At 53.7% G+C, this 4,724-nt stretch carries 4 protein-coding genes and 1 pseudogene; all 5 read right to left on the bottom strand.

Annotated elements, in window-relative coordinates; translation table 11 throughout:
• Positions 1-843: pseudogene (locus BACCOPRO_RS04205) on the bottom strand (undecaprenyl-phosphate glucose phosphotransferase); the annotation flags it as partial.
• Positions 844-979: 136 nt separating this feature from the next.
• Positions 980-1,462: a lipocalin-like domain-containing protein gene (locus tag BACCOPRO_RS04200; protein WP_008141254.1), complete on the bottom strand. Its 483-nt coding sequence runs from the start codon at positions 1,460-1,462 to the stop codon at positions 980-982.
• 92 nt (positions 1,463-1,554) lie between these two features.
• The gene (locus BACCOPRO_RS04195; protein ID WP_008141252.1) at positions 1,555-3,051 is read right to left on the bottom strand and encodes a capsule assembly Wzi family protein; all 1,497 of its coding nucleotides are present in this window, start codon (positions 3,049-3,051) and stop codon (positions 1,555-1,557) included.
• A gap of 57 nt (positions 3,052-3,108) precedes the next feature.
• Complete coding sequence (locus tag BACCOPRO_RS04190; protein ID WP_008141250.1) at positions 3,109-4,095, bottom strand: PD-(D/E)XK nuclease family transposase; 987 nt, start codon at positions 4,093-4,095, stop codon at positions 3,109-3,111.
• 25 nt (positions 4,096-4,120) lie between these two features.
• Positions 4,121-4,633: a D-Ala-D-Ala carboxypeptidase family metallohydrolase gene (locus BACCOPRO_RS04185; RefSeq protein WP_008141249.1), complete on the bottom strand. Its 513-nt coding sequence runs from the start codon at positions 4,631-4,633 to the stop codon at positions 4,121-4,123.
• Positions 4,634-4,724: the final 91 nt, after the last annotated feature.

Below are 4,724 nucleotides of genomic sequence, written 5' to 3'. Positions count from 1 at the left end.
TGTCCGTTTCAGCATCTTGTTCCCCAGACGGCTCAGCGGATCCTGCCGCAGACTCAGGTACGGCACATTCCCCATCATGTTGAAATACATGCGGTTCTGCAGGTAGTTATGCACGTTCGGCACACTGTAGAAATGCACCAGGTTATTTTCGCAGTAATCAATGATCGGCATGATCACCTCCCGGTCCTTCGACGGCAGACAGCAGAACAGGAAATGCGTATTCCCGTGCTTTTTCAGATAATCCGTCACCTCCTGCGGCTTGCCCAGATACGGACACTCCTGCGGGAAATTCCCGTTCGGTTCAAAATCGAAATACCCCAGCACACGGTATCCTGCCCAGCTTTGCGACGTCAGTTCCTGATACAGCTCCCGGTTGTTGTCCGCACTGCCCACCAGTACCACAAACCGCAGGTTACCGCCCTTCGTACGGTACGCCTTGATCAGCATACGCAGGCCCAGCCGGAACACCGACACACAGACCAGCACCGCCAGCAGGTACGCCAGAAACAGCTTCGACCAGGCATCCATATATCCTCCCAGTTGCAGGATTCCCCCGCCCAGGATTGCAAAGAACACCACATTCTTGGCCACACGGGTCAGCACCTCATACGCGAACACCTTCCGTCGGTAAAGAATTACCCCCGTATGCATCGCACACAGCAGGTAACACAACATCAGCGTTGCCACAATCTGGAACTCCGATGCCTGGAGTGTCTTCTCCCAGGCCGTATCCTGTGCCCAATGATAAAATCTGTGAAACAGTCCGCCTACGATACAGGTATCACAGGCAATGACAAATACATTTACAAGCCGGTTATACGACTCTGCCATTCCTCTTTTCATGACCTAGTGCTTTTCAATATGATTTTTACAAAAAAAATTTTGGTTACTTCATTTTCCCTCTTCCCCGGGAACTCATGCGTTTCAGCTCCCCATTACGCTTCTGATCTCACGCATCTGAGAAGCAATATATCCCGTGTCAGTAGCGCTTCAGCTCCAGCGTAGCATAATCCGATTCCAGCACCAGCGCCTTGCCGTCCGCCTTCACGATGCGGAACGTCGTTTCCATCGCTCCGATACCGAAAGGCTTCAGCTGCTCCAGCGTGGCATCCTTCTTGCTGTCACTCGTCCCGGCACGCACCTTAAACTCACTCATCACCGCCTCCCGGCCCTCGTCCGTATAGCCGAAGCGACCGATGAAATCCCCGTACCCCTGCGTACCCTGCCGTTCCGCAATTTCCACCACGTAGCGCGTGATCCCGTAGAAAATCCGTTCCGGCTCATGCACAGCTCCGTCCTCCTTCGTCGTGAAGCGTTCCAGTTTCCAGAACCCTTCCACGCTGCTGTCCACCGGCTGCTTGGCACATCCCGGCATCAGCAGACAGGCCAGTATCAGGCCCAGCACCAGCAATGCATACACCAGTGTCGCCTTCGTCTTTCCGCTTAATTGTATCATTTTCATAAACCCTTTTATTATTTTCAATCATTTCAACATTCATTTCCGGCTCCCGTCCGGCATTCCTCCGTCGGAAACCGGTCACCGTTTCCGGTGTCCTAGCGTTTCAGCAGTTCCCCCGTCTTGCGGATGCAGAACGTACCTCCCGCCGTATTTCCCGGCAGATAATTTCCTCGATCCAGTCCCAGAGCCGCCGAGAAACTCCATCCCGCCAGCCGCTTCGGACGGTATGTCACCTCCCAGAGCGATCCGAACTGCTTGCGCGGCTTGTCCAGCGGTGCCGAATAAGTTCCCCAGTGACGGGCAAACGACACCAGCACCCTCCAGTTCCATTCTTCCGACGGATCTCCCGTCATTCCCAGGTGATTCGCCCGGACACGGTTACTCTTGAACACATTGCTGCCGTCCGTATTATATGCCGGTCCCGGCAGGAACGGATGTCCCAGTCCCAGACCCGCATGCTGCCAGCCCAGATACTCCCCGTTCGTATAATAATTGTCGCCGCCGCTCATCTGCACATCCTGAAACGAACCAGCGATGCCGTCATACAAGATCGGCCCCGTCTGATCCTTGGTATTCAGTCCTTCCCACAGCACCCGCGTCACCCAGCGGTTCTCCGGCAAGGTCACCTCCAGTCCCAGATGCCCGTCCTTCCAGCGGCCATACTGCCAGAACATCTGCGAGTGATCCTCGAAATAATGCTCCAGATACGCCCGGAACTTCCAGTCCTTCAGATAATACGACAAGGCAAAGTTCCAGCTTCCGCAATGATTTCCCTGTACATTCTGCAGCGTACTGGCCTGCTTCGGGATCAGCACCTTCATAAAATCCTTCAGACCGTTCGGCTTGTCCTTCACAAACGTCAGGCTGCCGTCCTCATTCTTCCGGTACACCGTTCCGCCGAACTGCGCCGCCGTCAGCAGTCCGAATTCAAACTCCACCGGCAGCTTCTCCCGGTTGCCCAGGCGCAACATCAGCGACTTCGAGTGATACAGCACATTCTTCAGCACCGTCTTTCCCGGTGCCGCAAACTCCTCCTGCCAGCCATTGTCCGTAAACATACCGTAAGCGATATGCCCCTTCAGTGACAGCCAGTTGCCCGTGAATCCCAGCGGCAGATACTCCCGGATCTCCCCCCGCACCTGCGGCACGGGACGCGCGTTCATACCCTCCACCATCATGCCGCTGCTGAGCCGTTCATCCTTGTCCAGCGGGAAATTTCCCCGCTCCTTGCTTCCGATACTCAGCGTCAGCATCTTCCACGACACATCCGCATACGCCTGCTGCACCACGAACCTGGCCCGGTCCGGCACCGCCCCGTTGTTCAGCGTACCCGCCAGATCCAGTCCGGCTCCCACTCTCCAGTTCCGTTTCAGCGGCTGGTCATAAGTCACCCCCGCCCGGAGCCATCCGCTGTTCGGCCGTTCCGACGCCAGCCCGTAACGGTTGGACGTCATCCACATCGGCGCATACTCCCCGGCAGACACGTTCACATCCGCCTCCACCCGGTAGCCCAACGATGCTTCCGTTTGGGCAAATGAAAGCAAGGCCACTGCCAGAACCGGCAGCAGCGCCCACTTTTTTCCAAAAATCATTGATTAGTTTTTATAAGAAAGCGACAACTCGCTTATTTGGTTTCATTTATCATCATCCTACAGTCCTTCTATATCCTCTTCTCTCAGTCCCGTAGTCTTTGCTATCTGTTCATTGTTCATACCCAACGCCTTGAGATTCCGTGCAATAGCTATTTGTATTTCCGCACGGCCTTCCGCACGGCCTTCCGCACGACCTTCCTCCAGTCCCTTTTTCCATCCGGCTTCACGTGCATCCTCTTCCACAATCCGGCTCACACGATATCGATCCAGCGCCTTATCATAAGCGATGCGGTCCTCCATCGAGAGATTAGCCACGGCAGCAAGTTCTTCCAGACGGCTGAAAACCTGTTCTTTCAACGCGTCAGGCATTCGGTTCCAGTGTTGCATATTCTTCAGTGTATAAATCAGTTTGTCATAAAGAGTTTCACACTCCTTGAGTTCCCTGGTGAAATAAGGAAACTGAAGGAAGATCTGCCGGAAGTGCGGATTAACCACCCTGCCGTTTTCCCGGTCGGCAATAACGGTATCCGTACGGAATTTTTCTTCCAGTCCCGGTTCCCGGAAGTTCATCAGGAAGATTCCGTACACGGTAGAAAGCCTGTATCTGGTGCCGTAGTTTTCCTGCATCGGCTCTTTCAGCAGAAAATCATCTTCCTCCGCATCATGTCCGTCCATTCTCAGTTCACGTTCCTTCTTTCTTTTTTCGCGCAAGTTCTCCACCTGCCTGCCAATGGCGCGACACATGTAAAACAACGTCCTGTCCAGAAAGCTGCTGTGAAAGCGGTTCTGCATCTCCACGATGATATATTCTCCCGTGTCCGTCAGGCAGTACAGATCGTAGATAATACCCGCATCTGCCATGCTGTCGGAGTGATTCTCCTTGTCCAGAAAAATCAGATTCGTGATACGGTGCTCCCCCGAAAGCAACTCGTTAAGGAGCGTGATAAGCAATTCCTTGCTGGCAGGCTGTCCGAATATAATCTTGAATCCAATATCTGTAAACGGGTTCACAAAATGCCCGCACGTCAAATCCATACCGTCCATAATTTCTCCTTTCGGCTTTTTGATTTTACAAAGAAAGCGAAAAATCGCCAGAAAAACAAATCATAGGCAGATACCGCCCGTTCACCAGCGACAGCAGCTGTCCGCGCTGCTGCTTCCCGTCCGGATGCCGGCAGCCCACGTGCATCCATTGCGGCAGTCCCTGATCATTTTCGTTTTCCGAAATCAGCTGATCAAAAGCCCGCCCCTTCAGAAACTCCCGGCAGAACGCCTTGAATTCCCTCATCCGTCCGTTCAGCGGAATCAGATCGAACGCATAGCCATACCGGTGGGCAGAAGTCACGCTTCCCCCTACCGCCCGGTTCAGTTCCCGACAGCGGTACCCCGATGAAATCCGGATGGCGGGCGTTCCCCATCCCTGCTTCCGCGAACAGGCTTCCCATGCCTCCCGCAGCGGGTCCAGCAAACTCTCCACACTCTCCGTGATATGCGCCTCTATTTCCGGTGAAGGCGTGTTGTCAATCCCTTTTTCCCTGGCAACCTTCGAGTGGATGCACTCTTCCATGGTGAAATACTTCATAGCATTTATCTTTAAGATTCATGTCCTAAAGATAGCAAGAAAAGATCAGATTTGCAACACTTTACAAAGAAAATCCGCTTAATCTCTGCGG

Origin of the sequence: Phocaeicola coprophilus DSM 18228 = JCM 13818 (genome assembly GCF_000157915.1) — a bacterium.
GTDB lineage: Bacteria > Bacteroidota > Bacteroidia > Bacteroidales > Bacteroidaceae > Phocaeicola > Phocaeicola coprophilus.
This window is presented reverse-complemented; position numbering and strand designations above follow the sequence as displayed.

Coding starts and splice junctions, on each gene's coding strand:
- BACCOPRO_RS04190 (WP_008141250.1), bottom strand. CDS start 4,095: ATGGACGGTATGGATTTGACGTGCGGGCATTTTGTGAACCCGTTTACA.
- BACCOPRO_RS04185 (WP_008141249.1), bottom strand. CDS start 4,633: ATGAAGTATTTCACCATGGAAGAGTGCATCCACTCGAAGGTTGCCAGG.
- BACCOPRO_RS04200 (WP_008141254.1), bottom strand. CDS start 1,462: ATGAAAATGATACAATTAAGCGGAAAGACGAAGGCGACACTGGTGTAT.
- BACCOPRO_RS04195 (WP_008141252.1), bottom strand. CDS start 3,051: ATGATTTTTGGAAAAAAGTGGGCGCTGCTGCCGGTTCTGGCAGTGGCC.